The organism is Caulobacter sp. BE264, from assembly GCF_031457805.1.
Lineage (GTDB): Bacteria > Pseudomonadota > Alphaproteobacteria > Caulobacterales > Caulobacteraceae > Caulobacter.
In genome coordinates, this window is sequence record NZ_JAVDXI010000001.1 from 658,176 (window position 1) to 684,525 (window position 26,350).

At 66.5% G+C, this 26,350-nt stretch carries 21 protein-coding genes and 1 pseudogene; 9 read left to right on the top strand and 13 right to left on the bottom strand.

What is annotated here, in order from left to right:
- Positions 1 to 6: 6 nt before the first annotated feature.
- The 4 genes from J2X45_RS03240 to J2X45_RS03255 all read left to right on the top strand — a co-directional run bounded on the left by J2X45_RS03240 (position 7) and on the right by J2X45_RS03255 (position 4,146).
- The gene (locus J2X45_RS03240; RefSeq protein ID WP_310211268.1) at positions 7 to 849 is read left to right on the top strand and encodes a UDP-2,3-diacylglucosamine diphosphatase; all 843 of its coding nucleotides are present in this window, start codon (positions 7 to 9) and stop codon (positions 847 to 849) included.
- Positions 846 to 2,036: a lipid-A-disaccharide synthase gene (gene lpxB, locus J2X45_RS03245; RefSeq protein ID WP_310211270.1), complete on the top strand. Its 1,191-nt coding sequence runs from the start codon at positions 846 to 848 to the stop codon at positions 2,034 to 2,036. The genes J2X45_RS03240 and lpxB overlap by 4 nt, the downstream gene beginning before the upstream one ends.
- Positions 2,037 to 2,659: 623 nt before the next feature.
- Entirely contained in the window at positions 2,660 to 3,886 is a 1,227-nt protein-coding gene (locus J2X45_RS03250; protein ID WP_310211272.1) for a flagellar hook-length control protein FliK, read from the top strand.
- Complete coding sequence (locus tag J2X45_RS03255; protein WP_310211274.1) at positions 3,883 to 4,146, top strand: EscU/YscU/HrcU family type III secretion system export apparatus switch protein; 264 nt, start codon at positions 3,883 to 3,885, stop codon at positions 4,144 to 4,146. Before J2X45_RS03250 ends, J2X45_RS03255 begins: the two co-directional genes overlap by 4 nt.
- Positions 4,147 to 4,202: 56 nt before the next feature.
- Here the strand turns inward: J2X45_RS03255 and gltA are convergent, their stop codons facing one another.
- Both gltA and gltX read right to left on the bottom strand, forming a co-directional pair.
- Positions 4,203 to 5,483: a citrate synthase gene (gene gltA / locus J2X45_RS03260; RefSeq protein ID WP_268067711.1), complete on the bottom strand. Its 1,281-nt coding sequence runs from the start codon at positions 5,481 to 5,483 to the stop codon at positions 4,203 to 4,205.
- Between the two features lie 67 nt (positions 5,484 to 5,550).
- Positions 5,551 to 6,963 (bottom strand): glutamate--tRNA ligase, encoded by a 1,413-nt coding sequence (gene gltX, locus J2X45_RS03265; protein ID WP_310211276.1) that lies wholly within the window; start codon positions 6,961 to 6,963, stop codon positions 5,551 to 5,553.
- A 162-nt stretch (positions 6,964 to 7,125) separates the two neighbouring features.
- Between gltX and J2X45_RS03270 the strand changes: the two are divergent.
- Positions 7,126 to 9,296: pseudogene (locus J2X45_RS03270) on the top strand (ComEC/Rec2 family competence protein); the annotation flags it as partial.
- Between the two features lie 39 nt (positions 9,297 to 9,335).
- On the top strand, positions 9,336 to 10,103 hold the full coding sequence (locus J2X45_RS03275) for an isocitrate lyase/phosphoenolpyruvate mutase family protein (RefSeq protein WP_310212082.1): 768 nt from the start codon (positions 9,336 to 9,338) through the stop codon (positions 10,101 to 10,103).
- A gap of 67 nt (positions 10,104 to 10,170) precedes the next feature.
- Here J2X45_RS03275 and lexA read toward each other — a convergent pair whose 3' ends face one another.
- From lexA to J2X45_RS03305, 6 genes are all read right to left on the bottom strand, one after another.
- Positions 10,171 to 10,875: a transcriptional repressor LexA gene (gene lexA / locus J2X45_RS03280; protein WP_310211278.1), complete on the bottom strand. Its 705-nt coding sequence runs from the start codon at positions 10,873 to 10,875 to the stop codon at positions 10,171 to 10,173.
- Positions 10,876 to 11,046: 171 nt separating this feature from the next.
- Positions 11,047 to 11,883: a class I SAM-dependent methyltransferase gene (locus J2X45_RS03285; RefSeq protein WP_310211280.1), complete on the bottom strand. Its 837-nt coding sequence runs from the start codon at positions 11,881 to 11,883 to the stop codon at positions 11,047 to 11,049.
- Positions 11,884 to 11,933: 50 nt separating this feature from the next.
- A complete protein-coding gene (locus J2X45_RS03290; protein WP_310211282.1) occupies positions 11,934 to 12,524 on the bottom strand; it encodes a lysophospholipid acyltransferase family protein in 591 nt (196 codons plus the stop codon).
- Between the two features lie 95 nt (positions 12,525 to 12,619).
- Positions 12,620 to 13,408 carry an indole-3-glycerol phosphate synthase TrpC gene (gene trpC, locus J2X45_RS03295; protein WP_310211284.1) on the bottom strand — a complete coding sequence of 263 codons (789 nt, stop codon included), beginning with the start codon at positions 13,406 to 13,408 and terminating at the stop codon, positions 12,620 to 12,622.
- Positions 13,405 to 14,430 carry an anthranilate phosphoribosyltransferase gene (gene trpD / locus J2X45_RS03300; protein ID WP_310211285.1) on the bottom strand — a complete coding sequence of 342 codons (1,026 nt, stop codon included), beginning with the start codon at positions 14,428 to 14,430 and terminating at the stop codon, positions 13,405 to 13,407. Before trpD ends, trpC begins: the two co-directional genes overlap by 4 nt.
- A 9-nt stretch (positions 14,431 to 14,439) precedes the next feature.
- Positions 14,440 to 15,036: an aminodeoxychorismate/anthranilate synthase component II gene (locus tag J2X45_RS03305; RefSeq protein WP_310211286.1), complete on the bottom strand. Its 597-nt coding sequence runs from the start codon at positions 15,034 to 15,036 to the stop codon at positions 14,440 to 14,442.
- 227 nt (positions 15,037 to 15,263) lie between these two features.
- Here J2X45_RS03305 and J2X45_RS03310 point away from each other — a divergent pair, with 227 nt between their 5' ends.
- Positions 15,264 to 15,473 (top strand): hypothetical protein, encoded by a 210-nt coding sequence (locus J2X45_RS03310; RefSeq protein ID WP_310211288.1) that lies wholly within the window; start codon positions 15,264 to 15,266, stop codon positions 15,471 to 15,473.
- A gap of 22 nt (positions 15,474 to 15,495) precedes the next feature.
- Here the strand turns inward: J2X45_RS03310 and trpE are convergent, their stop codons facing one another.
- Both trpE and J2X45_RS03320 read right to left on the bottom strand, forming a co-directional pair.
- Entirely contained in the window at positions 15,496 to 17,037 is a 1,542-nt protein-coding gene (gene trpE, locus J2X45_RS03315) for an anthranilate synthase component I (RefSeq protein WP_310211290.1), read from the bottom strand.
- Positions 17,037 to 19,001: a SurA N-terminal domain-containing protein gene (locus J2X45_RS03320; protein WP_310211292.1), complete on the bottom strand. Its 1,965-nt coding sequence runs from the start codon at positions 18,999 to 19,001 to the stop codon at positions 17,037 to 17,039. Before J2X45_RS03320 ends, trpE begins: the two co-directional genes overlap by 1 nt.
- Positions 19,002 to 19,140: 139 nt before the next feature.
- On the opposite strand from J2X45_RS03320, the gene tpiA reads away from it, so the two are divergent.
- Together tpiA and aspS are read left to right on the top strand one after the other, a co-directional pair.
- On the top strand, positions 19,141 to 19,902 hold the full coding sequence (tpiA, locus tag J2X45_RS03325; protein WP_310211294.1) for a triose-phosphate isomerase: 762 nt from the start codon (positions 19,141 to 19,143) through the stop codon (positions 19,900 to 19,902).
- 121 nt (positions 19,903 to 20,023) lie between these two features.
- Positions 20,024 to 21,862 carry an aspartate--tRNA ligase gene (gene aspS / locus J2X45_RS03330; RefSeq protein ID WP_310211296.1) on the top strand — a complete coding sequence of 613 codons (1,839 nt, stop codon included), beginning with the start codon at positions 20,024 to 20,026 and terminating at the stop codon, positions 21,860 to 21,862.
- A 75-nt stretch (positions 21,863 to 21,937) separates the two neighbouring features.
- Here aspS and J2X45_RS03335 read toward each other — a convergent pair whose 3' ends face one another.
- From J2X45_RS03335 to J2X45_RS03345, 3 genes are all read right to left on the bottom strand, one after another.
- Entirely contained in the window at positions 21,938 to 22,813 is an 876-nt protein-coding gene (locus tag J2X45_RS03335; RefSeq protein WP_310211298.1) for a pentapeptide repeat-containing protein, read from the bottom strand.
- Positions 22,814 to 22,907: 94 nt separating this feature from the next.
- Positions 22,908 to 23,408, bottom strand: coding sequence for a pentapeptide repeat-containing protein (locus J2X45_RS03340; RefSeq protein WP_310211300.1), 501 nt, complete (start codon positions 23,406 to 23,408; stop codon positions 22,908 to 22,910).
- Positions 23,409 to 23,481: 73 nt separating this feature from the next.
- Complete coding sequence (locus J2X45_RS03345; RefSeq protein WP_310211302.1) at positions 23,482 to 26,205, bottom strand: ribonucleotide reductase; 2,724 nt, start codon at positions 26,203 to 26,205, stop codon at positions 23,482 to 23,484.
- Positions 26,206 to 26,350: the final 145 nt, after the last annotated feature.

Sequence of the window (26,350 nt, forward strand, 5' to 3'; positions counted from 1 at the left end):
TTCGCGATGCGAAAGTTGGGCCTGATCGCTGGCGGCGGCTCGCTCCCCGTCGAGTTGGCGTCCCACTGCGAGGCCGCTGGACGAGCCTTCGCCGTTATGCGTTTGCGCACGTTCGCGGACGCCGCGTTGGCGCGCCACCCGGGCGCCGAGGTGGGACTTGGCGAGTTCGGCAAGATCTTCAAGTCTCTGCGAGACGAGGGGTGCCAGGTCGTCTGCTTTGCGGGCAACGTCAGCCGTCCCGATTTCTCGGCGCTGATGCCGGATGCGCGGGGACTAAAGGTTCTGCCAGGTCTGATCGTCGCTGCGCGAAAGGGCGACGATGCGCTGCTCCGCCGCGTGCTCGACGAGTTCGAGAAGGAAGGCTTCGAGATCGAGGGCGCCCATGAGGTGATGGGCGAAATGACCCTGCCGCGCGGCCGCCTAGGCAAGGTCTCGCCGGCCCAAGAGCATATGGCCGATATCGACAAGGCGCTGCATGTCGCGCGCGAGATCGGGCGACTTGATATCGGGCAGGGCGCAGTCGTCTGCGACGGCCTTGTCCTTGCTGTCGAGGCGCAGGAGGGAACGGACGCAATGCTCCGCCGCGTGGCCGACCTGCCCGAGGCGATCCGCGGCCGGGCCGAGCGCCGGCTTGGTGTTCTGGCCAAAGCGCCCAAGCCGATCCAGGAGACGCGCGTGGATCTGCCCACCATCGGCGTCGCAACGATTCACCGCGCCGCACGGGCGGGGTTGGCGGGTATCGTCGGCGAGACCGGGCGGTTGCTCGTGGTCGATCGAGAGGCCGTCATCGCGGCCGCCGACGATGTGGGTCTGTTCATCCTGGGAGTCGACCCGCAGGAGCGGCCGTGACGACTAACGGTGAGAAGCCTCTCAAGGTCATGCTTGTCGCCGCCGAGGCGTCCGGCGACGCGCTTGGTGCGGGCCTGGCCAGGGCGCTGCGCGCCCGCCTTGGGGATGCTGTGACTTTTGTCGGTATCGGCGGAGCCAAGATGGCCGAGCAGGGCGTGGAGAGCCCCTTCGATATCGCCCAACTGTCGATCCTGGGCATCTTTGAGAGCCTCAAGGCTTATCCAAGGGCGATGGCGCGGTTGAAAGACACCGTCGCGCTGGCTGCGCGGGAGAAGCCGGACGTAGCCGTTCTGATCGACAGCTGGGGGTTCAACATCCGCTTGGCGCACGCGCTGCGCAAACTGGATCCAAACCTCCCGCTCGTGAAGTATGTCGCGCCCCAAGTCTGGGCATACCGCGAAGGCCGGGCTCATGCGCTCGCCAAGGCCGTCGATCTGTTGCTGTCCATCCAGCCCATGGATAGGCCGTACTTCGACGCCGCAGGCCTTCGTAACGTCTTTGTCGGCAACTCAGCCCTCGCCAAGCGTTTCGATCACGCGGATCCCGCTCGCCTGCGTGCGTCCATCGGCGCTTCAGCCTCCGAGCCGATTCTTCTGGTCCTGCCGGGCAGCCGCCCGTCCGAGATAGAGCGCGTGATGCCGGCCTTTGAGGACGCGGTTCGACGGCTGAAAGGGCAACGGCCGGCGCTCCAGGTTGTGGTTCCGACCGCCTACACTGTCGCCGAGGCGGTGAAAGCCCGGGTCGCCGGGTGGCCGTTCCGCGCGCACGTGATCGAGGACGAGGGCCTCAAGGACGATGCTTTCCTTGCGGGAGATGTCGCCTTGGCCTGCAGCGGCACCGTGACCACCGAACTCGCCCTGGCTGGGCGTCCGATGGTGGTCGGTTACAAGACCGGTGCGATCACCTACGCCATCATCAAGCGACTGATGAAGCCGCGATGGATCACGCTGTTCAACATCGCAGCCGGTAGAGCAGTGGCGCCGGAGTTCATTCAACAGGATTGCGAAGGCGAGCGTCTCGCCCGTGAAATCGCCATAAGGCTGGATGATCCCGCTCTCCGCGATAAACAGGTGGCTGAACAGTACCTGGCGCTCGACAAGATGGGACGGGGCATGCCCGACCCATCTGAAGCCGCCGCCGAGGCGTTGTTGAGCTTCTTGCGCCTACCCACAAAAGTCCCTGCATAGCCCAGCGCCAAGCGCGATATCGAAAGTTAACCGCTGATTTACGGTCGCGGCTCTAGCCTCGGAAAAGCGCTCGCTGTGGAGTCGTTGTCGTGGCTGTAGACCCGACCGCGCCCGTCTCTCCGATCATTCCAACCGTTCCGGCTGGAACCGCTGTGGAATCCAGCGTGATCGCTCAGGCGCTGGCCCGTCAGGCCGTGGCTGCCTCCACCATGCAACTCGCCGAGATTGCTGGCCAAGCTGCGGACAAAGCTGCATCGGTTCCGAAACTGGCGATGTCGGCTTCACAGACGGCGGCGAAGGATGCTGGTCACTCCGCATCAACGCGGGACGCCCGATCCAACCCCGTGCAGGGCGCCTCAGGAGCTATCCAATCCAGGCCAACCTTGGACACACGGGCAACACGGGCCGTCCGATCGGCGACAGCTGAAGCCGTCCCGCGTCAAGCCGGCCTTGCGCCACTTATGGCGGATGTCCGAGCCATCGTTGAAGAGCCAGACACGCCGCCAGCGGTTCGAGACGCCGGGCGGGCTTTACTGTCCACCACCCCGACGATCCAGGATATCACGACGGGCCGGGGCCTTCGTCAGGCGGTCGAACGGTCCGGGGTTCTGCTTGAAGCACACTTGGCCAGAGCGTCTGCCTCGCCGCAGAGCGCCAGCGCCCCACGCCCCCTAGTCCTCGAAGGCGACATCAAGGCGGCGCTATGGGTGTTTCGTAGCGCTCTGTCCGCCTGGCTGGCCAAGGTCGAGCCACCCAGCGACGCCGGCGCGCCTCCCGCCGCCTTGGCGAGCGAGGACGAGACCGCCGAATCGCCAGGATCGCCAAGGCCCTTGGCGCGGGAAAGCTCGGCGGGCGATCCGAACACTAGCTCGGGCCCGGTGACCGCCACGCCGGCCAGACAGAGCCGCCCGACCGCCGCCGTCTCCGAAGCGCCCTTACCAGCCACGACGCAGACGCCGGCGCCTCGGGTGCCCGACGATGCGGACAGCGCAGCGCCGGCCCGTCCGGCGGTGGCGACAGCCGTTCTTACTGACGGCCAGGACGCCGACCCGGAGCTCGCCGCACGGTTTGGGGCGTTTGTCGCGATCCCGGGAAACGCTGCTGAGCGTGCGCCGAGCAAGGCCTCTACCACCGGATCGAGCCTGCCGACGCTGTTGCAGGTCGCGCCGGAGGACGGCGACGGCGCGTCGCAGCGCACGTCGTTGGCGGAACCTCGATCGCTCGTCACACGCGGCTATGCCGGCGTGGCCGAAGACCGCCCCCGGACGCCGGCCCCACCTTATGCCAGTGGCCCCACGACCGGGCAGAGGCCCCTGGAGCCAGGAACGCCGCTAACGGGCGCGCCAGAAGCGGTGGCGCGGCGCCTGTTGAAAGGGACGCAATCGGCCCTGGCCCGGCAGGACCTGATGCAGATCGCTTCGTTGCCCGAGAGTTTCATCCACGAACAAGAGGCGGCAGAAGCTAGACCGGTCGCGACAAAGCTGAATTTCGACCTGCCGTTCGTCACCCCGCAAGGCGTCGCCGTCGCACAGTTCGAGATCAGCCGCGACGGCGGCGGCGCAGGAGGCGGCGGCGCAGCGACTTTGGAACAGACCTACCGCGCGCGCTTCTCGATCGATATTGAGCCGCTTGGACCGGTGCATGCGCAGGTCGTGCTCGCTGGCGCGCGAGCCCGCGTTTCGCTGTGGGCGGAACGGTCAGAGACGATTGCGAGACTCCGAGCGGGCGAAGAGGCTTTGGGCGCGGCCCTGCGCCAGGTCGAGCTGACGCCGGACGTTATGGTGCACTCAGGCGCGCCGCCGACGCCCGGAAGCGGGCCGTTGGGGCACTTCGTGGATCAAGCCTCGTGAGCGGGATCTCCGGGCCGTCACCCAGACCGCGCATCGCCGTGGCGCTTCTCTATGAACAGCCAAACGCGCCCAAAGTCGTCGCCTCTGGCCAGGGCTGGATCGGTGAGAAGATCATCGAGACCGCCAAGGAGCACGGCGTTCCGATCGAGGAAGACCCGGCGCTAGCTCAGGCCTTGTCCACGATCGAGATCGACGAAGAGATTCCCGAAGCGCTCTATCGCGCCGTCGCAGAGGTGTTGAGCTTCCTACTCAAGCGCTGAAACGAAAAAGGCCCCGCCTAAGCGGGGCCTGATCCGTGAATACGCGTCGCTGGCGCCTAGCGCTTGTCGAGCGTGACGTAGTCGCGCTGCGTGGCGCCCGTGTAGAGCTGACGCGGACGACCGATCTTGCGGGTCGGGTCCTCGAACATTTCCTTCCACTGGCTGATCCAGCCCACGGTGCGGGCCAGGGCGAACAGCACGGTGAACATGTTGGTCGGGAAGCCCATCGCGCGCAGGGTGATGCCCGAATAGAAGTCGATGTTCGGGTACAGCTTGCGGTCGACGAAGTACGGATCGTTCAGGGCGACCTTTTCCAGTTCTTGGGCGACCTGCAGCAGCGGATCGTTGTTGTGGCCCAGTTCGGCCAGAACCTCGTGCGCCGTCTTCTGCATGACCTTCGCGCGCGGGTCGAAGTTCTTGTACACGCGGTGGCCGAAGCCCATCAGCTTGTACTTCCGGTCCTTCACGCCCTGGACGTAGTCCTTGATGTTATCGACCGAACCGATGGTCTCCAGCATCTCGAGCGCTTCCTGGTTGGCGCCGCCGTGCGACGGGCCCCACAGGCAGGCGATGCCGGCGGCGATACAAGCGAACGGGTGCGCGCCAGACGAACCGGCCAGACGGACGGTCGAGGTCGAAGCGTTCTGCTCGTGGTCGGCGTGCAGGATGAAGATCCGGTCCATGGCGCGGGTTAGCACCGGGTTCGGCTTCCAGTCCTCGGCCGGCACGGCGAAGCACATGCGCAGGAAGTTTTCCGAGTACGACAGGTCATTGCGCGGCGACACGAACGGCTGGCCAACCGTGTACTTGTAGGCGCGGGCGGCGATCGTCGGCATCTTGGCGATCAGGCGATGGGCGCTGATCTCGCGCTCACGCGCGTCATCGACATTGATGCTGTCCGAATAGAACGCTGACAGGGCGCCGACGGCGCCGGTCATCACCGCCATCGGGTGGGCGTCGCGGCGGAAGCCCTCGAAGAAGCGGTCGAACTGGGCGTGCAACATCGTGTGGTAGGTGATGTTGTGCTCGAATTTGGCGAACTCGTCGGCCTTGGGCAGTTCGCCGTTCAGCAGCAGGTAGCAGACCTCAAGGAACGAGGACTTCTCGGCCAGCTGGTCGATCGGATAGCCGCGGTGCAGCAGAATGCCCGCGTCGCCGTCGATATAGGTGATCTTGCTCTCGCACGAGGCCGTCGAGGTGAAGCCCGGATCGAACGTGAAGTGATCGCTCTCACCGTAAATCTTGCGGACGTCGATGACGTCCGGACCCGTGCTGCCCTTGAGGATCGGCAGCTCATAGCTCTTGTCGCCGATCGTCAGCGTGGCTTTATCGGTCATCCGTAGACCCCTTCATTATTGGGACGGGCAGTCCAACTTTCGCTTTTCGCGGGTGCGTTATAGCGCCTCATGCGCGAGGCGCCAGCGCGTCGTCAAGACGGCCAATCGCCTCATCGCGGGAGAGGGCCGCCATGGTCTTGTTCAGGTCAGGGGCGGGCGCGCCGCCGGTGAGGATCCCGCGGAGGGCCGGGCCGAACTTGCCAAAACCGACGCCTTCGGATTCCGCGAATGATTTCAACACGGTTTCCAGGGTTGAGGCGTCGAAGGCCGGCGCGGCGGCCAGCTGGTCGCGCAGACGCTTCAGGCGTTCGACCGTCTCTTCTGTAAGCTGCTTTTGAGTTTTCTCTTCCAGCGCCAATGGACGGGTCTTCAGCGCGAATGCGCAGTGATCGACCAGTTCAAGGATCGTCTTGGCGCCTTCCTTGACCTCTGGAACCGTGCGCGCGATGCGCTCGGCCGCATCGGCGGGCAGGGGTTCGCCGCGCTTTTCCGCCGCCGCTAGGGCGAGCGCCGTCAGGCGCGCGTCGTCGGCCTTGCGCAGGTGCTGGGCGTTGGTGTGGTTCAGCTTGGCCCAGTCCAGGCGCGCGGGGGCTTTGACGACATCCGCCACGTCGAACCAGCTGATCGCCTGCTCGTCGGTGAAGACCTCGTCGTCCCCATGACCCCAGCCCAGGCGGGCCAGATAGTTGCGCATGCCTTCGGGGATATAGCCAAGGTCGGCGAACTCGCCGACGGCCTGGGCGCCGTGACGCTTGGACAGCTTGGCGCCGTCCGGCCCGTGGATCAGCGGGATGTGCGCGAAGGCCGGCACGGCCCAGTCCATGGCCTGATAGATCAGGGTCTGACGGGCGGCGTTGTTCAGATGGTCGTCGCCCCGGATCACATGGGTCACGCCCATGTCGTGGTCATCCACCACGACTGCCAGGTTGTAGGTCGGCGCGCCGTCTGCGCGGAGCAAGACAAGGTCGTCCAACTCGATGTTCTTGAAGGTGACGGGGCCCTTGACCAGGTCGTTGACCACGGTCTCGCCGTCCAGCGGCCCCTTGAAGCGGATCACGTGCGGCGCGGAGAGGTCGCCTTCCGGGGCTTCGCGCCACGGCGAGCGGATCGCGCGGCCTTCGGCGCGGGCCTTTTCGCGGGCGACTTCCAGTTCCTCGACGCTCATCCAGCAGCGATAGGCGCGGCCCTTGGCCAGCAGCTCATGCACCACCTCCACGTGACGCGGCGCGCGGGTGTGCTGGAAGACCACCTCGTCGTCGGACTTCAGGCCCAACCAGTCCAGGCCCTCGAAGATCGCGGCCACGGCCGCCTCGGTCGAGCGCTCGCGATCGGTGTCCTCGACGCGAATTAGGAACTTCCCTCCCGTATGGCGTGCATATAACCAGTTGAACAGCGCCGTGCGAGCGCCGCCGATATGCAGGAAACCGGTGGGCGAGGGGGCGAAGCGCGTGACAACGCCGGTGGAGGTGGGGTTCGACATGGACTTCAAGGCTGCAGGACAATGCGCCACGGCGGCGCTGGGAGACTTTCGCCGCGATACGGTGCGGGCGAGGCGTCTTAGCACGCTGCTTATGGCCGGGCCTAGCGGTTTTCCGCAGCGCGAAATGCGGTGCCTCGCCGGAAAAAATATAGCTGTTTCCGCGTGTTAGGCGTCGGGCTCTTGCCAAGTGAGCGAGGGGCCGCGTTCGGCGCGACACGTTGGACGCGGCTGGGCCGCGCTGTGGCGGACGAGGTCAGCAATAACCTCGACCGCCGATTTCTGTGGGCGCCCGTCGCGTTCGGCTTAGGCGCGGCGGCCTATCTGGAAACGAGGGTGGAACCGGCGCTCTGGGTCTTGGGGCTCATGGCGGCGAGCCTTTGTGTTGCAGCTTGGGCTACCCGCCGCTGGCACGCGCCGCCGATCATCGCGGTCTTGTTGGGGCTGGTGGCGTTCGGCGCGGCGGGCGCCTTCGCCGCCAAGGTTCGCAGCGAGCGCGTCGCCGCGCCCGTCATGAGCGGCGAGCGGGTGGTGCGGCGCGTCGAAGGGTTCGTCGTGGACGTCGTCAGCCCCGGCGCCGGGGGGCAACGTCTCCTGATTGCTCCGGTCAGGATCGCTGGATTGTCGTCAGAAGAAACCCCGCGTCGGATCCGTGTGACCATCGGTGAAGGTCCAGTCCCTCAACCAGGAAGCGCGATTCAGCTTCGTGCGATGCTTGGACCGCCTCCACCGCCTGCCGCGCCCGGCGCCTACGATTTCGCCCGCGACGCCTGGTTCGACTCGATCGGCGGCGTCGGTTTCTCTATCGGCGACATGGAGAGCGCTCGGCTGGACCCTCCGCCAGCGCGGCTGCGACTTGCCATGGCGGTGAACGCCCTCCGGTGGGACCTGGCTGAGCGGCTCCTCGCGCGGATGGGGTCGACGAGCGGCGGCGTCGGGGCCGCCATGGTGACGGGCCATGAGGCCTGGATCTCGGAGGTGCAGACCGACGCGATGCGAGCTTCGGGCTTGGCGCACATCCTGTCGATCTCCGGCTTGCATATGGCGATCGTGGGTGGGTTTGTCTTTGTGGTTTTCCGCCTTGGGGTCGCCGCCTGGCCTTGGCTGGCGCTTCGTGCGCCGGGAAAGAAGATCGCCGCCGTAGGCGGGCTGGTCGCGGTCCTGGGCTATCTGGTCATCTCCGGCGCGCCGCCGCCTGCCGAGCGCGCCGCCATTACGGCCAGCGTCGCTTTCCTGGCGATCCTCTTCGATCGACGCGCCATCACGCTGCACGGCCTGGCGCTGGCCGCGCTTCTGATCCTTCTGCTCAAGCCCGAAACGGCGGGCGAGCCGGGCTTTCAGATGTCCTTTGCGGCGACGGCCGCGCTCGTAGCTCTAGCCGAAGCCTGGCCGAGGCCGGTGCGCGAGCTGTCGACACCTTGGTGGATTCAGGGGCCGCAGGCTGCCGTCGCCTGGCTCGCCGCCAGCGTCGCTGCCAGCTTTGTGGCGGGCTTGGCCACCGCGCCGTTCGCTATGCAGCATTTCAACCGTGTCGCGGTGTGGGGGCTGCCGGCGAACCTGCTCGTGGCGCCATTGTCCTCGTTCGTCATCATGCCGTTTCTGGCGATCGGCGCTCTTCTGGAGCCTTTGGGGCTGAGCGCGCCGTTCTTGGCTATCGCCGGCTGGGGCGTCGACGCCATGCTCGGGGTGGCGAACCTCTTCGCCCAAGCGCACGGCGCGCAGCACGTCGTCGCCAGCGCGCCGCCCGAGGTTCTGCTGCTGGCTTTCCTGGGCCTGATGGTCCTCTGCCTCTGGAAGGGTCGCCTCCGCTGGATCGGCGCGCCTTTAGCGCTGGCCGTCGCCGTGTGGCCAAGGCCGCAGCCGCCAGATGCCTGGATCGCCGCCGACGGCGCGACGGCTGCCGTGCGTTCGGGTGACGCCGCTGTTCTGCTGCGGACCGATGCAAAACGGTTCGGAGCCGAGCTGTGGGCGCGACGCAGGGGGCTTCAGCCCACTACGTGGAGCCTCTACAGCTGCGACCGATGGATCTGCGCGCCAGCCCTGGGCGCGCCTGTGCGCCTGTCTTTGGCTTGGTCTCGCAAGGGTCCGGACGCTGAAACCCTGAGCGGTCTTTGCGTTCTGAGCGAGGTCGTGGTGGTGCGCGGGCCGCCGCCGCCGCGCATCCCGCCGCTGTGCGCCGAGACGGTGCTGCTGACTGGCGATGAATTTGCACGCTATGGCGCGGCCGAGCTCTATCGACAGCCGGACGGCTGGCGGATTGTCTGGGCGCAGCCGTTGCGCGGCGTCCGGCCCTGGAGCGGCTACTGACAGTCCGTGACGCGAAGAGGGCTAGAGAACGACCGACGAGTCGCGTTCACATCAGGAGAGGCCTAGCCATGTCAGATCCTTACGCCCACCGCCGCGCCGTGTTTCGAGCGCTGCATGGTGAAGGTTGCTTTGTGCTGCCTAACCCATGGGACGCCGGCGGCGCCAAGCGACTGGAACGGGCGGGTTTCAAGGCTCTGGCCTCGACGAGCGCAGGCATGGCTTGGGCGCTGGGGAAGAGCGATGGAGCGGTGACGCGCGATGAGGTCATCGCCCACCTGAAAATGCTCTGCGCCGCTACTGATCTACCGGTTAATGCGGACTTCGAGAACGGCTTCGGCAATACGCCCGCCGAGGTCGCTGAGAGCGTGTGTCTAGCGATCGAGGCCGGCGTTGCGGGGCTCTCGATCGAGGACTGGACAGGAGTGGCGCTCTATGACCCTCCGGCCGCCGTAGAGCGGCTCAAGGCGGCGCGTGCAGCGATCGACGCCAGCGGACGCGACGTGATGCTTGTCGGGCGCACGGAAGGATACCTGCGCGGCCGCCGCGACCTTGGGTCGACGCTCGAGCGGCTGAAAGCCTATGCTGAGGCCGGCGCCGATTGCCTTTACGCGCCCGCTGTTGCGGATCCGGCGGAGATTCGGGCGATCGTCGAGGCGGTCGCGCCCAAACCCGTGAATATTCTGCTCTGGGGGGACGACATGTCCGTAGAGAGCCTTGCGGAGCTTGGCGTGCGCCGTGTCAGCACCGGCGGCGCGCTCGCGGCGGCGGCCTGGGCCGGCTTCGACGCCGCCGCGAAGCGGCTGGCTGAAGCCGGGCGTCTTACGCCACAGTCCTGAGTACGAGAAAGGCCCTGATCCGTGCTGGATCAGGGCCTGACATCGCCGACGCGCTGCTTGTCTGAGTCTAGTGGTAGCGCCGTATCAGACCCACCAACTTGCCCTGCACCTCGACCTGATCGGGACCGAAGATGCGGGTCTCGTATTTGGGGTTGGCCGCTTCCAGAGCGATCGAGCCGCCCTTCTTGCGCAAGCGTTTCAGTGTGGCTTCCTCGCCCACTAAAGCAACGACGATCTCGCCTGAGGTGGCGGTGTCGCCCTTCTTGATGATCACATAGTCCCCATCGAGGATCCCGGCCTCGATCATCGAGTCCCCCTGGACCTCAAGAACATAGTGCTCGCCGCCGCCAAGCATCGCCTCCGGCACCGGCAGACGATCGCGTTCGTGTTGTATCGCGTCGATCGGGGTACCCGCAGCGATCTTGCCTAGGATCGGCAGATCTCGGCTGTCATTGGCCGGAACGGCCGTGCTGCTGGACGGGGGCGGCGCCCCGCCGCCTTCAAAGACCTGCGGGCGGAATGCGCCGCGCCCCTTGGGCGGCGCGGCGGTCGTGGCCTGCTGCGGCAGTTTCACCACTTCCAGCGCGCGCGCTCGGTGCGCTAGGCGACGAATGAAGCCGCGCTCCTCGAGAGCCGTGATCAAGCGATGGATCCCGGACTTGGAGGCCAGGTCGAGGGCTTCCTTCATCTCGTCGAACGAGGGCGAGACTCCGGTCTCCTTGATCCGTTCATGGATGAACATCAGCAGTTCGTGCTGCTTGCGCGTGAGCATGTCGGCCTCGGCTGGAGCGCGGAACAAACCGCAAACCTTGCGAATGTTCTCGTGGTGTTCCGCGCCAAAGTCAAGCCGAGCTTCGTTAACAGGGGAAAGCTTCGAGATTTCAGCGAGTTAGGTTTGCGATGGGCCAAAATCGCCGCAGAATCAGAAGCTTAATGAAATCTTTCAGGGGCGCTTGCGCGCCACGATAATGTCCTGGTCTTGCAGGGGTTCGCGCCGCCAGACCCCCAGCGCCTGGTTCAGGATCTCAAGCCCCAGTTCGTCGTATTGCGCTTGAACCTGCGCCAAGTCGTAGCCGATCACGGCCTCAGGCAGATCAGGCGTGGCGGTCCAGCAGCCGTCCAGCGGGTGGGTGAAGTCGAAGGCGATCTGGCCAGAACCGGTCTTGGCCCGAGCCTCGTCGTCGATCAGATACCAGGAGACGATGCTGATGCCGCCGGGCCGCAGGACCCGGCCGATCTCGCGCGCGAACTGCGCCTGGTCGGCCGCGAGCAGATGGGTGAACACCGAACCCAGCCAGACATAGTCGAAGCTGGCGTCGGGGTAGGGAAAGACATAGGCGCTGGCCGGCTGGGTTCCACCCGGGTTGTAGCGGTCGCTGTGCATGTCGGCGTGGAGGAACTCAAACCTCGAGTCACCAACCGCGATGTTGGCGCGGCACCAGTCGATCGCCTCGGCCATGACGTCGAAGCCCGCGTATCGGCCGCTCGCATCGAGATAGTCAACGAGGGGGGCGGCTGCGCGTCCGATCCCGCAGCCGACGTCGAGGATGGCGTGGTGAGGTTGCAGGCCGGCGTCGAGGAACAGCGCCTTGAACTGTTGCCCGACCCGCACGAAGTCGGCGTCGGCGGCCCCGACCAGGTGCCAGAGTTCCTTGGGGGCCTGGAGCGCTTCGGCCGGCGCGGTGACGGCCGTGGCGGGCGGTGTTGAGCTGAGTCGACCGCGGACAGACCTGATCGGACGCTGTGCGAGGCGCTTCAAGGCGGTCAGCAAGGCGCGCATCCGATTCTCCCCGTTGGAACGGCGCATGCCTTATAGACCAGCCCCGTGCGTCACGCGTGCGGCGCTGCGTCGAGATCGTCGAACCGGGTGGCCATCTCGGGGAATTTTGGCGTGCAGCTCTGGTAGAAGCTGGCGATCCGGCGCATGTCGGCGGCGTAGTCGCCGGTCGGATAGATCGCGGGACCGAGCGTCACGACTTTGCGCTTGTAGTCCATCATGCCCAGCACCATCGGGACCTTCGCCCCCGTGGCGATGTGGTAGAAACCCGTCTTCCATTGGCGCGCCTTGCCGCGCGTGCCTTCCGGGGCGATCGTCAGCATGAAGGTGTCGCGGCGGCCGAATTCCTCGACCATCGCCTTGACCATGTCCTTGGAGCGTTCGCGGTCCAAGGGGATACCGCCCAGATCACGCATCATCTGGTCGAACGGCGCCTTGAACAGCGAGGCCTTGCCGATGAAGCTGAGATCAAGGTTCAGGGCGTCGGCGGCGCCGACGAAATAGACGAAGTCCCAGTTGCTGGTGTGGGGCGCGGCGATCACGACGAACTTCCGCGTTTCGGGCGGTGCACCCTCGATCTTCCAGCCCTGCAGCTTGAAATTCGTAGCCAGGGCCCATTTCACGACCCGCGCGAGCCAGTTCATGCACGTTTCCTCAGCCGCGTTCTCGGCGCGGCGACGTTCGGAGGATGGGACTGCTTCGCCCTCAGGCGCCAGCGTTTCGGAAGCTCGTTTTGGGTTTAACCGATCAGGGCGCGCGTGGCGCTGGTCACGTCCGCGTGACGCATGAGGCTTTCGCCGACCAGCATGGCCTTGGCGCCGGTGGCTTCCATGCGGACGACATCGTCGTGGGTGAAGATACCGCTCTCGGTGACCAGAAGGGCCCTTTCGGGCGCCTGGGCGGAGAGGCGCTCGGTCACCGCCAGATCGACGACGAAGCTCTTCAGATCGCGGTTGTTGATCCCGACGAGCTCTGCGCCCAGCGCGCCGGCGCGCGCCATCTCTGCCTCGTCGTGAACCTCGACGAGGGCGTCCATGCCCAGACGCTTGGCCTCGGACATCAACTCCGCCGCTAGGACGTCGTCGATCATCGCCAGGATCACGAGAATCGCGTCGGCGCCCAAGGCGCGGCTTTCGGCCACCTGCCAGGGGTCAACCAGGAAATCCTTGCGAATGCAGGGCAGGGCGACGGCGGCGCGCGCCGCGACCAGATAGTCGTCGGCTCCCTGGAAGCTAGGTCCATCGGTCAGCACCGACAAACAGGCCGCGCCACCCGCCTCATAGGCCTTGGCCAGAACCGGCGGATCGAAGTCCTCGCGGATCAGGCCCTTGGATGGCGAGGCCTTCTTGATCTCCGCAATCAGGGAGAGCTTGCCAGGAGAATGATGCGCTTCCAAAGCGGCCTTGAACCCGCGCGGGGCCGAAGCGGTCTTGGCGGCAGCGTCGATATCGGCTTGGGCGCGCGCAGCTTTGCGGCCTGCGACGTCCTCGCGCTTGTAGGCGGCGATCTTGGCCAGGATGTCGGTCACGCGAGAGCTTCCGTATGGGTGGCGGCCACCAGGCCGGCGAGGGCGGTCTTGGCGCGCCCGCTATCAATCACTTCGCCCGCCAGGGCCACGCCCTCCGCCAGGGTCTCGACCTTGTCGGCGACGAGGAAGGCGGCGGCGGCGTTGAGCAGGACGATGTCGCGATAGGGGCCCTTCTCGCCATCGAACAGACGCGTCAGCGCGGCCGCGTTGAACGCGGGATCACCACCGGTCAGATCCGACAACGCGGCGCGCGGCAAGCCGACGGCCTCGGGGGTGATCTTGAACAGGCGGATAACGCCATCGCGCCATTCGGCGACCTCCGTCTCGCCGGTGGTCGTCAGCTCGTCCATGCCCGAGCCATGCACTGACCAAGCGCGCTCGGCTCCAAGGACGCCCAGGGCCTTGGCGATCGGCTCGACGAAGCGCGGCGCCGAGACGCCGACGACCTGCCGCTTGGCTCCGGCCGGATTGGTCAGCGGGCCCAGCAGGTTGAAAATGGTGCGGAAGCCCAGCTGCTGACGGATCGGCGAGACATGCTTCATCGCGCCGTGGTGGGCCTGAGCGAACAGGAAGCAGATACCGGCCTCATCCAGCGCCTTGCGCTGCTGCTCGCGCGTGGCGTCGATATTGACGCCCAAGGCTGTCAGAACGTCAGCTGTGCCGGACTTCGACGTGATGGCGCGATTGCCGTGCTTGGCGACCTTGAGACCGCCCCCCGCAGCGACGAAGCCAACCGCCGTGGAAATGTTCAGCGTGTGCAGGCCGTCTCCGCCAGTGCCGCAGACGTCGATGACGTCGTACGGATGCTCCAGCGGTATGGCGGCGCGGCGCATAGCGCGCGCGCAGGCTGCGATCTCGCCGACGGTTTCACCGCGCAGGCGGATGGCCGTAACGGCGGCCGCGACTTGCGCGGGCGTCGGCTCGCCGCGCAGGCAGGCGGCGAAGAACAGCTCAGCATCGTTTTCGTCGAGGGTTTGACCGTCGGCGAGTTTCGCCAAGAGCGGCTTGAAGGCGTCGGACATCTGAAACGCCTAGACCCAGACCGTCGCGTCGCGCTTGACGCCGGCCAGATCCATGAAATTGGCCAGCATCTGATGGCCGCCCTCAGTGGCGATCGACTCAGGGTGGAACTGCACGCCGAAGATCGGGCGCGTCTTATGCTGCACGCCCATGATCTCGCCATCGTCGGTCCAGGCGGTGACTTCCAGGTCGGCGGGAAGGTCTTCGCGACGGACGGCCAGGCTGTGATAGCGCGTCGCGGTGAAGGGGTTGGGCAGACCCTTGAAGATGCCCTTGTCGTTGTGACGGACCTTGCTGACCTTGCCGTGCATGACCGCCTTGGCGCGGATCACCTCACCACCAAAGGCCTGCCCGATGGCCTGGTGGCCCAGGCAGACGCCCAGGATTGGCAGGTCGGCCGGCGCGGCTTCCAACAGCGGCAGGCAGATGCCGGCCTGATCTGGCGCCTTAGGCCCTGGGGATAGCAGCACGGCGGCCGGCTTGAGGCCCAGCGCCTCGGTGACGCTGAGCGCGTCGTTGCGATAGACAGCCGTGTCGGCCCCCAGCTCGTTCAGGTAGTGGACGAGGTTGTACGTGAAGCTGTCGTAGTTATCGATGACGAGGATCATGACGCCGCCTTTCGGAGCTCGGTTCTAGAGCGTGACGCCGAAAGTGGGAACCGGTTTCGGCGCGAGTCACGCTCTAAGCATTTGATTTAGAGCCTCGTTATCGCGTCAAAAGGGTACCGTTTTGACGCGCCAGGCTCTACCGCGAGGCGGGCGCATGTGTAGCGCCATTTTCGCCTGCGGCTTTCAGTAACGGTTACAGCGGTCGCGGACTTGAGCATCATGGGCGCATGGACCCGCGTGATTCCGCCTTGGACCCTGTCGCTGTCGCCTATGTGCGCGCACTGCTGCGGCCCAAGCAACGTGTCCAGAAGATGGGGCCGGTGCTGGCCGCTGCGGCCTTCGCCGCGTTCTGCGCGCTCAGCTTCGCCACCGTCATGGTGCTGGCGCCGCCGGCGGTGACGCAGCACATTCCCAGCGATCGGCTGGGCGGTCCCTAGCGGAAGAAAACAGCCCTAAGGCTCAGCTGAATCGCCAGGCTTCTTCGGCCGCGCGCTTTAGGGCGCGGGACTTGTGCAGGGTCTCGTCGTACTCGGCGTCCGGATCGCTGTCGGCGACGATGCCGCCGCCGGCCTGGACGTACATCATACCGTCCTTCACCAGGGCCGTGCGCAACACGATGCAGGTGTCGACCGCGCCATCGGCGCCGAAATAGCCGACCGCGCCCGCGTAGCTGATGCCGCGTTTCTCGACCTCGAGTTCGTCGATGATCTCCATGGCGCGCACCTTGGGGGCGCCCGAGAGCGTACCTGCGGGGAGGGCGGCCATCAGGACGTCGACCGGATCGACGCCCTCGGGCGCTGTTCCCTCGACGTTCGAGACGATGTGCATCACGTGGCTATATCGTTCAATCGTGAAGCTCTCCGTCACCCGCACGTTCGGACCCTTAGGGCGCGCCTGGTCGGGCGGTGTGTTGCGTCCGTGCTGGTTCAGCATCGCCACGCGGCCCACATCGTTGCGGCCAAGATCGAGCAGCATCAGGTGCTCGGCGCGCTCCTTGGGATCGGCCAGCAGTTCGGCCTCGAGCGCGGCGTCTTCCTCCGGCGTCGCGCCGCGCGGGCGGGTGCCAGCGATTGGCCGGATGGTGATCTTGCCATCGCGCAGGCGCACCAGGATCTCGGGGCTGGAGCCGACGAGATTGAAACCGTCCAGGTTCAGGAAGAACAGGAACGGCGACGGATTGGTCCGGCGCAGCGAGCGATACAGAGCGAACGGCGGCAGGTCGAACGGCGCACGGAACCGGTGACTGGCTACGACCTGGAAGATATCGCCGGCGGCGATGTAGTCCTTGGCCTTGGCGACCACCTCAGCGTAGTCGGCGCGGTTGACCGGCGTGGTGAAGTCCATAGGTCCACGCGGCGCACGCGGCGCGTCGTGGGCGAGAGGACGGTGCAGATCGGCGATCACGGCCTCGATCCGCGCCCGCGCCGCGTCATGCGCCGCCTTGGCCGAAACGCCCGCTTGCGGACGTACGGTCGTGGTCAGGATGATCTCCTGAGCGATCGCGTCGAACACGGCGACGATCGAGGGACGAGTCATGATCCCGTCGGGCAGGTTCAGGGCGTCCGGATTGACGTCGGGCAGACGCTCGACCAGGCGCACTAGGTCATATCCAAGAGCGCCGAACACGCCCGCAGCCATCGGCGGCAGGCCCTTGGGCAGGTCCATGCGCGACCGCGCCACCAGATCGCGCAGGCTGTCGAGCGCGCCGCCTGGTTGGGGTGTGAACCGGCCGGCCACGATGTCGTCGCCTTCGGCGATCTCGGCCTGGTCGCCGCGACAGCGCCAGACGAGATCGGGGTTCATCGTCACGATCGAATAACGACCGCGCCAGGCGCCGCCCTCGACGCTCTCGAACAGGAAGCTGTAGGGACGCGCCTGGGCGATCTTCAGATAGGCCGAAACCGGGGTTTCCAGATCGTCGATCAGGCGGGTCCAAACGACCTGCTGCCGTCCGGAGTCATAGGCTTCCGAGAAGGCGTCGAACGCGGGCTCCAAACTCATTACTCGGCTTTCTTTCCGGCCTTGGCGGCTTCGGCCTTGGCCAGGGCGTCGGTGTCAACGCCGATGGCCTGACGGGCAAGGGTCAGGTTGCTCTTGGCCTTCATCTGTGTACGGGCGACGACACGGGTTGCCTCAGCCAGATCGCGCATCAGCCCATTGGCGGCCTGGCCGGCGGCCAGGACAGTGATCTGCGCGACGCTTGCGGTCGGCGCGGCGCGGACCGCGTCGAGCTTGGCGACGAGATAGGCCTCGCCCTGTTGACCGGCGCGCGCCGTGAAGACAGCGCCCGGTTTGGCCGCGAAAGCCGCCCCTAGGAACTCCTGGCCCAATGCCATGTTCTGCTGGGCGTTCTGGCGCGTCAGGCCGCCGGGGATCTTCTGGACCTTCGACTGCGCCGCGGTTGCGACCGCTTCCAGGGTCTCGCCCTTCTTGGCGCGAGCGGCGAGTTCGTCGGCCTTGGCCTTCATCCGCTTAGCCATTTCCTGCCCGAACCAAACGGCGGTCAGTTGCGGTTTGATCTCGGCCAGTGGCGGCAAGGCGGCAGGGATGATCCGCTCGACCTTCACGGCGTAGTAATCGCCCTTGCCTGCCTCGACGAGTTCGCTCTCGCCGCCTTGCGAGAGGTCGAAGGCGGTCTTGACGATGTCGGCTGTGAGGCCGGCGACAGGTTGGCCCGTTTGGTCAGCGCCCTGCGCCGTCACCGGCGCCGTCGTGATCACCAGCGCGCCGGCCTTGCTGGCCGCCGAGAGCAAGTCAGCGCCCGCGTCGCGTGCGTCCTGATAGGTTTGGGTCTGCTCATAGGCCTTGGCCTGCGCTGTCTGGGCGCGAACCTCGGCTTCGATCTGCGGGCGGACGCTGTCCAGCGAGGCGACGGCGCCGGGCGTGATCTTGGTCACCTTGACCACGGCGACACCCAGGTCGCCTGTGATCGGGCCGCTGACCTGGCCAGCCTGGAGAGCGAAGGCGGCTGCCGCCACCTTGCGGTCAGGCACCGCGGTCTTGGGCTTGTCGGTAAGGACCAGCGGCGTCTTGCCGTAGGCCTTGGCGACGGCGGCCGGATCTTCGCCCTTGGCGAGCCGCTGCGAGATCACCGCAGCCGACTTGGCGTCCGGCGCGGCGATTTGAATGATCGTCCGGGTTTCCGGCTTCGCCAGGCTGTCCTTCCGGAAGTCGAAGGCCTTCTGGACATCCGCCGGATTGATCGTCACCGAGGGCTCCAGCGCCGCAGCGCTCACGCGCATTATCGACAGCACGCGCGTCTCAGGGCGCGTCAGGCGGTCCGCGTTCTCCTTCATGAACGCCGTCAGCTGAGCGTCGGTCGGCGGGTTGGGGCGCTGAACGGAAGCAGGATTGACGACAAAGGCCGAGATTTCCCGGGCCTCCAGCATGTAGGCGCCCTGGAGTGCTGCATAGATGCGAGGGGCCTTCAGGCCGTCGGCGATCGCCGAAAAGAAGTGGGTCTGGGCGATTTCGTCGCGCAGCGAAGCCTCGTAGCCCTCCGGCGTCATGCCATTTTGCTGCATCAGCACCGCATAGGCCTGAGCGTCGAACTTGCCGGTGATCGGGTCGAATGGGCGCGTCGTTGGCGGCAATTGGCTCATCTGCTCGCGAACGGTGTCGGCGACCAGTTTGTCGGACGGCGCGACGCCCATCTTGTGCAGGGCGGCGGCCAGTGATTCTTGCAGCACCAGTTCCTGTACGATCTGGCGATCGACGCCTTGCTCGACAGCCTGATCAGGCGTGAGCGTCGCGCCATTTCGCTGCTCCATCGCCTTGCGGTAGTTGTCGAAGCGCTGCTTGAAGTCCGCCGCCGACATGGTCCGCGAGCCGGCGCTGATCACGCCGGAACCTTGCGGCCCCTTGAACACGTCGCTGATGCCGAAGATGGCGAAGCTGACAATCAGCAAGCCAAACAGCACCACCGCGAAGGGCGATTTGGCGAACTTGCGGAAACCGGCGAGCATGAGCGCGAAAACCTTCCAGACGGACCGCTGCGCATATGGACGCAACGGTCGAGAGCAGCGGGTATAGTAGAGCCGAAGGCGAGGGGGCAAGCGGCGTGGGCTTGACTTCCCAAGGGAGCGTGACCTCAAGAAGGCGCTCATGACCCTTTCGAGCACAAAGCCCCGGCCTCTGATCGCCGGAAACTGGAAGATGAACGGCCTTGCAGCCGCTCTTGACGAGGCGCGCGCTGTTGTCGCCGACCTTGAGATACAGCCGGCCGCCGCGCGCGTGGCGATCTTCCCGCCCGCCACCCTGCTGTCGAGATTGAGCGAGGCCGTGGGAGGCTCCGCTGTCTTAACGGGCGCGCAAGACTGCCACGGCAAGCCGAATGGCGCGCACACGGGCGACATCTCCGCCGGGATGATCGCCGACGCCGGGGGATCGCTTGTGATATGCGGTCACTCGGAGCGACGCACCGACCACGGCGAGTCCTCTGAACAAGTGGCCCGCAAGGCCGAAGCGGCGATCGCGGCGGGCCTGGAGCCGATCGTTTGTGTCGGCGAGACCCTGGAGACGCGAGAGGCCGGCGACGCCGTGGCGTTTGTTGTCGCCCAGGTGCGCGAGTCGCTTCCGCCGTCGGTGGCCGGCAAGGCATTCTGCGTGGCCTACGAGCCTCTCTGGGCGATCGGCACCGGTCGCACGGCGTCGGTCGACAACATCATCGAGATGCACGCGGCGATCCGGGCGGAGCTAGCCGCGATTTTCGGAGAGCAGGGCAAGGCGGTTCCCATTCTCTACGGCGGTTCGGTGAAGCCCGAAAACGCGGGCGAGATTCTGGCCGCAGCCGAGGTGGGCGGCGCCTTGGTGGGCGGCGCATCCCTCAAGGCCGTCGACTTCCTGGCCATCATCCGCGCCGTCTAGACTCCAAGATCATTCCAAAGGCGGGCCGAGCGAGCGCACGGTCCGCCCCAGAATCCTTGACATCGCGGCGCCCACGTGCGCCTTACCGCGCCTTGCAAATCAGCGCGTATTCAAGACTTTCATGACCACCATGCACGCCTATCGCACCCACAACTGCGGCGCCCTGCGCGCTTCCGACACCGGCGCGGCCGTGCGTCTGTCCGGCTGGATCCACCGCAAGCGCGACCACGGCGGGTTGGTTTTCATCGACCTGCGCGACCACTACGGTCTGACGCAGTTGGTCCTGCACCCTGAAACCCCGGGCTTCAGCGTGGTCGAGCGGCTCCGCGCCGAGAGCGTGATCCGCGTGGACGGCGAAGTCATCGCGCGTGACGCCAGCGTCGTGAACCCGAACCTGCCGACCGGCGAGATCGAGATCCGCGTGTCGGCCGTCGAGGTGCTGTCTGAGGCCGCCGAGCTGCCGCTGCCGGTCTTCGGCGAGCCGGATTATCCCGAAGAGATCCGCCTCAAGCACCGTTATCTCGACCTGCGTCGCGAGACGCTGCACAAGAACATCGTTCTGCGCTCGCGCGTGATCCAGTCGATCCGCAACCGCATGTTTGCGCAGGGCTTCAACGAGTTCCAGACGCCGATCCTGACCGCCAGCTCGCCAGAAGGCGCGCGCGACTTCCTGGTGCCCTCGCGTCTGCACCCCGAAAAGTTCTACGCGCTGCCGCAGGCGCCCCAGCAGTTCAAGCAGCTGCTGATGGTCTCGGGCTTTGACCGCTACTTCCAGATCGCCCCCTGCTTCCGCGACGAAGACCTGCGCGCTGACCGCAGCCTCGAGTTCTACCAGCTCGACGTCGAGATGAGCTTCGTCACCCAGGAAGACGTCTTCGCAGCGATCGAGCCGGTGATGCACGGCGTGTTCGAGGAGTTCTCGAACGGCAAGCCGGTGTCGCCGATCGACGGCGTCCACACTTTCACCAACGACTTTGGCCAATCGTTCGAGCACAAGGGGTTCGAACGACTGACCTACGCGCAGTCGATGGCTTGGTACGGCAGCGACAAGCCGGACCTGCGTAACCCGATCAAGATGCAGAACGTCTCGGAACACTTCCGTGACGGCGGCTTTGGTCTGTTCGCCAAGATCCTGGGCGCTGACGCTAAGAACCAGGTATGGGCGATCCCGGCTCCGACGGGCGGCAGCCGCGCCTTCTGCGACCGCATGAACAGCTGGGCTCAAGGCGAAGGCCAGCCGGGCTTGGGCTACGTGTTCTGGTCGGAAGACCAGGGCGGCTGGGGCGGCCCGATCGCCAAGAACCTGGGCGAGCCGACGCAAGCTCTGATGGAGTCGCTGGGCCTCGGCGCCGGCGACGCCGCCTTCTTCGTGGCCGGCGATCCCGCCGTGTTCGCCAAGTTCGCGGGCCTGGCCCGCACGCGCGTCGGCACGGAGCTGAAGCTGGTCGACGAGAACCAGTTCAAGTTCTGCTGGATCGTGGATTTCCCGATGTTCGAGTGGAACGAGGACGAGAAGAAGGTCGACTTCTCCCACAATCCGTTCTCGATGCCGCAGGGCGGTCTGGAGGCCCTGGAGACGCAGGACCCGCTGACTATTCGCGCCTATCAGTACGACATCGTCTGCAACGGGTACGAGCTCTGCTCGGGCGCGATCCGGAACCATAAGCCCGAGATCATGCTCAAAGCCTTCGCCACCGCAGGCTACGGCCCAGAGGTGGTCGAAGAGCAGTTTGGCGGCATGCTGAACGCCTTCCGCTACGGCGCGCCGCCGCACGGCGGCCTGGCGCCTGGCATCGACCGCATTGTCATGCTGCTGGCCGACCAAGTCGCCATCCGTGAAGTCATCGCCTTCCCGCTGAACCAGCAGGGTCAGGACCTGCTGATGAACGCGCCGGCCAACGTGCTCGACAAGCAGCTGAAGGAGCTGCACATCCGCACCGCGCCGCCGATCAAGGTGTAAGGCCCCTTCGAGGCGCCTATGAAAAAGCCCTCCGGTCCAGTGACCGGAGGGCTTTTTTGCTTCTGACGCAGAGGGTCAGTTCTTGGGCGGCTTGGGGGGCTTTGGCGGGGCCGGGGGCGCCGGCGGAGCCTTTGGCACAGCGCGCAACAACATGAAGTGCTGGCCACCACGAAGGCCGTTGCAGGGGCGGACGCTCAGGCCCGACGGCAGGCGCGTGCTGCTGTCGCCGCAGGCCTCGTCCAATTGGTCCTGATCTAGACCTCGGGCGCTAGATAGGTCCGCGCCGGTGAGATTGACCATGGTCAGGTCTGCGTTGCGGAAATCAGCGCCGTTGAAGATGGCGCCGCGAAGGCTCGAGCCTGTCAGATCGGCGTTGTGGAACCGTGCCCCGTCGAAACGCGCGCCCTGGAAGTTGGCGTGATTGATGTCGGCGTTCGAGAAGTCGGCGTCGCGGGCGTTGGCGCCGGACAGGTTCGCAGCGGTCAGTTCCGCATTGGAAAAGCGCGCCTTCTGCAGATTGGCGCCGACCATGTTGGCGGCGTGGAGCTCCGAGGAAGACAAGTCAACGCGGACCAGGGTGGCCTGGGTGAAATTGGCGCCGCTGCTCTCGATGCCGGACATCCGGGCGTCAGTGAAGTTGGCGCGGGTGAAGTTGGCGCCGCGCATCTCGGCGCCACGCAGGTCGGTCCGGCTCAGATCAGCCCAACCGAAGTCCGAGCCGTAGAACGCCGCGCCGCGGAGGTCGGCCCCGATCATGACGGCCTTGGCGAAGTTCGCGCCGGTGAACTTCGCGTTCATCAGCTTGCGCCCGGCCAGATCACAATTGGCGCACATACCGCCAAAGGAGGTCAGCTTGGCGACATCCTTGTCTTCAACCGACGCGTGGGCCGAGCTGGTCATGGCCAGCAGGCTCAGCGTCAAGGCGGCGATGGAAGCGCCCAAGCGGGACATAGACTTCTCCGTGCAGTCCATACGCGACTGTGTGAGTTACGGTTTGGACCGTCGGAGGCCTAGAGACCACTTAAATTGCGGTAATGACGGGGATTTAACGGCAGCGGGGAACGGATAACCCGCGCGGTAACAACGTGGAGTCGTCGCCACAAGCCTGACTCAACTGACTCTGTTTCAAGCCCGTGGCTCGGTCCATTTCAGCGCCTGAGAGGTTGACCCCAGAAAGCCTTGCGCCGGCGAAATTCGCGCCCTGCAGATAGGCGCCGACGAAGCTGGCGTTGGTGAGGTCGGACCGAACAAAGCTGGCCCCTGTCAGCACCGCGCCATAGGCGTTGACGTCTCGGAGGTCGCCGCCCGCAAAACTGGTCCGGTTCATGACGGCTGTTGAGAGGTCCGCCTGCCTCAACCGCGCGCCGGCGAGGTTCTTTCCCTTCAAGGTCAGGTTGGAGAGATCGGCCTGGAAGAGGTTGCAACGGGGGCAATTGGCGCCGTTGCGCACGGCCGCGATCTGGCCGGCGTTCTGGGCGTTGACCGGGGGCGCGGCGGCGAGCGCCATGCCGAGGACGGCGGCTGCGGGCAGGGCGATCGGTTTCATTCTGGCGCAGGTCCTGAGCGGAAAGGCTTGTCCGCACCCTGACCCAGCAAGCTTAACGCCAGCCAAACGGCCTTTACGACGACGCCATCGGGCCGGGACGTTCGGACTGCGCCCCGCAAGTGTCACAGACGGTCATGCCGCCGCGGCGCACCAGCGAAAGGTCGCCACAGGCCGGGCACATCTCGCCATCGGCCCCCGGGCGGTCGGCGCCCTCGACCCTACGCCGGCCGAAGCTGGCAAAGACCAGGTTGTCAGGCGTGGCGCCGCGCGAAAAACCTTTGGAAATGAAGCGGCTGGCGGGAACCGGATCGATGTCGTCGTCCAGCAGGTCATCCTCGGCGAGACGTTTGCCGGCGCCGAGTCCGTCAGCGTTGAACTCACCGGGATCGCCGTTGGCGAGGTCGTCGCGGCCGAGGTACGACACGCCGAGCTCGCGGAAGATGTAGTCGAGGATGGAGGTCGCGGACTTGATCGAGTCATTGCCCGTGACTGGGCCTGCCGGCTCGAACTTGGTGTAGACAAACGCATCGACGAACTCGTCCAGAGGCACGCCGTGCTGCAGGCCCAGCGAGACGGCGATGGCGAAGTTGTTCATCAGGCTCCGGAAGGCCGCGCCCTCCTTGTGCATGTCGATGAACAGCTCGCCGAGCTCGCCGTCCTCGTACTCGCCCGTATGCAGGTAGACCTTGTGCCCCCCGACAGCGGCCTTCTGGATGTAGCCCTTGCGACGGTCGGGCAGGCGGCGGCGTGAGCGGTCGCGTTCGACGATCCGCTCGACCACGCGCTCGGTCACTATCGGCTCGCGCGGCGGAGGAGGGCGAGGCGCTTCGGCCGCCGGTTCCTCGGGCAGATCCAGCTTGAAGTCGTGCGGCGTGGGCGCACGCTGCAGGCGCAGGGCGCGTACCCCGGCCCTGGCCGCTGCGGCCTGCGCGCGCACTGCGTCAGCCGGACGCGCATCGTGCGGGATCAGCACTGTCACGGCCGTCGGCAGACAGGCGAAGCTTTCCACGGCCGCCAGCATGGCCAGGCGTTCTGGGAACGTGGCGTTTTCGACGGAGCGGAACGCCTCGCGAAGGTCGGGATTGAGCGCCTCGCAGTCGCCCAGCGTACCTGCGCCCAGGGCGTGGCGTTCAGCTGCTGCGATCTCCGCGACCGAGAAGTCGGCGAAGGCCAGGGTGTCGAAATCGCGGCGGGCGACATCCTCGGCCGAGGCGCCGAGCACGTCGCGTAGGAATCCGGCCCCAACCACGGACGGGGCGAAGGCGGCGCGGATGCCGTGATGCTCGCGCAGGGCGCTCTCGGCCTTTTCAATCTCGTGAGCGGTAAAGCCACGCGCCTGCAGCATGGCGTGGTCGATCGCCGGGCTCTCGGCCAGAGAGCCATGGCCCAGCGCGTGGCGACGGGCGGCGTCGAGGTCGACGCCCTCGGAGGACAGCGCCTCGAACGCAGCGGCGCTGAACGTCGGCATCAAGAAGCCATCGGCCGTCTGGGCCACTGACACCGGCGCCATCGCACCCGCCGGGCCCACGGGCGCGCCGCCAAGGCGTAGCGTCGCCTCGGCGTCGACGAACGGACCGACCAGTCCGGCCGAGCGGAGGCCGTGCTTGCGGGCCAGGGCGTGCGCAGTCGCCAGTGAGGCCGCCGCTTCCGTCGCCAGCGCCGAGCGCAGGGCGGCGGCGCGAACCCGGCGTTCGGCTATGGTCTTGAGGACGCCTTGGCGGTCATGATCGAACGCGGGATCCTGACCCAGTACGGCGGCGGCCTCGGCGCTGGCCGACAGGGCGGCGCCGACGGCGAGAGCCCAGAGCGCGGCCGCGCCGTCTTTGCCTTCGATGCTCGTCTGGCTGTAGCCTTGGCTCAGCAGGCAGTCGCCCACGCCCGCCAGCGACAAGCGGGCCGGGCGATCGCCGCGATCCAGCTCCAGGGCCGTGGCCCACAGATGGCAGACAAAGGTGAAGCGCTCGATGTCGAACCCTTCGGCGTCCAGAAAGACGCTGGCGTCGATCGCCGCGCCGATCGCCGCGCCGCGAGACAGGGCTTCGGCGTCGGTCGGCGACAGCGCCAGGGTCAGGGCGCTGGTTTCCCAACCGACCTGGGCGGCGAGGGTGGCGTCCTCGTCGCCGGCGGAAACCGCTTGGCGAGTCGCGGCGGCGACCAGGGGGCGCTCGTCGTTCTCTGGGGGCGCGATCAGCGGCGCCCGAGGCTGGTCAGCCAGGGCGATGGCGTCGATGATGGTCTGATCGTCAGCGCCCAGCTCGCGCGCTTTCCGCGCCGCGCGGGCCAAGGCGGGGTTCTTGCGCACATCGCTGCAAGCGCGGCTGTCGCCCTGGCAGCGACGCACCGCATCGGCGACCTGATCGAGCGCGGCGTTCAACCGCGCGGCGGCTTGTGACGCCAGGACGCGCGCCCGGCGTTGGCTCAAGATGTCTCGCGCCTGACTCTGGAACTCAAAGTCGGTGATATCCGGCAGCTGTCGCAGGCCGGTTTGACCCGAGGTCGGTGTCGCGACCCCCGCCAGCATGGTCGTCAGCAGGGCCTCGCGGAACGCGTCGGCGTCGGCCTTGTCGCCGAAAAGACCGCGCGAGAGGCCCAGTTGCGCGACGCGGGCGGCGTATCGCGCCGGACCGCCGCCCAGCGGCGCCTTGGGCTCGACCTCGCCACCCCAGTCCAGCCAGGCTTCGACGCGCGCGTCCGACCAGGACGACGGCGCGGACACGACAACAACGCTGTCCGCCCGCTCCAGGTCACGCCATTCCATCGCGGGAGCAAGACCTGCGGCTTTGGCGGCGGTGCGCATGGGCGTTTCCTGGTCCGGGTGCCAGCTTAAGTGCTTACCAAATCCCTAACGCGTGATTCCACGCGGCCGGGATGGGCGTAAGGTCGCACCACAAGTTAGAACCTTGGTTCGTGACCCTCAATAGATGTTGCGGGTTATGAGGTGC